This is a genomic window from Devosia sp. (assembly GCF_041917035.1).
Lineage (GTDB): Bacteria > Pseudomonadota > Alphaproteobacteria > Rhizobiales > Devosiaceae > Devosia_A.
Map to the genome: position 1 here is coordinate 1 of NZ_JAYRYM010000420.1, position 1,979 is coordinate 1,979.

At 67.8% G+C, this 1,979-nt stretch carries 3 protein-coding genes; all 3 read right to left on the reverse strand.

Annotation, left to right across the window (positions count from 1 at the left end; translation table 11 throughout):
- On the reverse strand, window positions 1-913 hold a 913-nt coding region (locus ACE3TU_RS21835; RefSeq protein ID WP_374627958.1), incomplete at its 3' end, for a Gfo/Idh/MocA family protein.
- Window positions 910-1,239, reverse strand: coding sequence for an L-rhamnose mutarotase (locus tag ACE3TU_RS21840; RefSeq protein ID WP_374627959.1), 330 nt, complete (start codon window positions 1,237-1,239; stop codon window positions 910-912). The genes ACE3TU_RS21835 and ACE3TU_RS21840, both read right to left, overlap by 4 nt.
- A gap of 158 nt (window positions 1,240-1,397) precedes the next feature.
- A partial coding sequence (locus ACE3TU_RS21845) for an amidohydrolase (RefSeq protein ID WP_374627960.1) occupies window positions 1,398-1,979 on the reverse strand: 582 nt, incomplete at its 5' end.

The following is a 1,979-nucleotide window of genomic DNA, read 5'->3' on the forward strand; positions in this document are numbered from 1 at the left end:
TGAAGGCATGCGGGAACCACTTGCCGGCCAGCGGCACCTGCACCCAGTCCCCGCCCTTCTCGACCAGCCAGAGTTCGTCCGGCTCGCCCTCGGGATAGTTGAGCAGCAGCCCGAGCTTGACCAGCGCTGCCCCCTCGGTGCCCTCGAAGCGGAAGCTCGCATCCTGGAAGCGGCGGCCGAAATCGTGGTTGTGGTTGATCGAGAAGGTCACCCGCTGGTCGGGCGCGAAGTCGAACAGCGCCGAGGTGCGGGTCTGCGCCAGGTCCGTCGAGGGGTGGCCGAGGGTGCGGGCGTGGACGCCGCTCGGGTTGCCCAGCATCGCCCGGATGGTATCGAGGTAGTGGATCGAATGCACCGCGATCTCCACCCGCTCCATGCCCTTGAGGAACGGGAACAGGTGCCAGGGCGTCACCAGGTTGAGGTGCACCTCGACATCGATCAGCCGGCCCAGCAGCCCGCGCCGCAGCGCATCGGCCACCGCCAGCATCATCGCCGAATAGCGCAGCTGGAAGTTCACCGCCGCGACCAGCCGCTTGTCGCGGGCCAGCTTCAGGATCGCCGTTGCCTCGGCGAGGGTGCGCCCCATCGGCTTCTGCAGCAGCACTGCCGCGCCGTCCGGCAGTTTCGGCAGCACGTCGAGATGCGCCGCCGGCGGCAGCGCCAGGTCGTAGACGGCGCCCGGCGTGGCGATCGCCGCGTCGAGCGAGGCGAAGGCCCGCGTCTGCCAGCGCTCGGCGACCGCCGCGGCCTTGCCGGCATCGAGGTCGTAGATGCCGGCGACCGGCAGGCCGGCCATCCGATAGGCCGGCAAGTGCGCGTCGTTGACGATTCCGCCCGCCCCGATGATGACGATCGGGCGCGGCGTGCTGGGCAGCGGCCAGGCCTGCTGCAGGATGCTGGGGTCGATGCTCATTCGGTGTGGAACACTTCTTCCATCTGGGCCCACCACTCGCCTTTCCGGCGCGTCTCGAACGGCGCCTGCATCGGCGAGCAGACCTTCCACCACTCCTGTGTGGTCTCGTCGGCGGCCATCTTCGCCATGTCGGCCTCGTAGTCGGTGCCGTGATACTCGAAATAGGCGAACATCAGGTTTTCCGGCTCCTTGAGGTAGATCGAGTAGTTGCGGATATTGCTCCGCTCGATCTGCTTGAGCACCGCCGGCCACACCGCCGCATGGATGCGCTTGTATTCCGCTATATGCTCGGGCCTGACCCCGATCACCGATCCGTATCGCTTCATAACGTGTTCTCCTCCACGATTGCCTTCCTTCCCCTCACCCGCCCTTCGGGCACCCTCTCCCTCAAGGGGAGAGGGACGATATGGCACGATCTCGCCCCACCTCCCCTCTCCCCTTGAGGGAGAGGGTGCCCCGCGAAGCGGGGCGGGTGAGGGGCCGCTTACTTCACCCCGTAGATCCGCTCGGCATTGCGGAAGAACAGCTTCTCCCGCTCGATCTGGCTCGCCCCGGCGACAATCTCGTGTGTCGCCGCGACCCACTTGCTGAGGCTGCCGGTGAGCGTCACCACCGGATGGTCCGAGCCCCACACCACCCGGTCCCAGCCGAAGCTCTCGATGACATGCTCGACGAAGGGCCTCAGCGTCGCAATGCTCCAGTCGGGCCCGGCATAGGCCATCACCCCGGAAATCTTGGCGACCACGTTGGGCAGCGCAGCCATCGCCTTGATCTCGGCGCGCCAGGGATCGAGCGCCTGGGCGGCGACGTCGGGAACGCCGCAATGGTCGAGCACGAACTGCACCTGAGGCGCCGCCGCCGCCAGTGCCCGCCCCACCGGCAGCTGCCGGCTCAGTACGCAGATGTCGAACGGCAGCCCCTTGTCGGCCAGCCGCCGGATATTGGCCCGGAACAGCTGTTCCTGCGACAGTTCGTCGGGCGAGGTGTGCAGGATGCGGCGCAGCGCCCGGACCCCCGGGATCGCCGCGATGCGGTCGAGATAGGCGGGAAAGTCGGCATGCTCGGG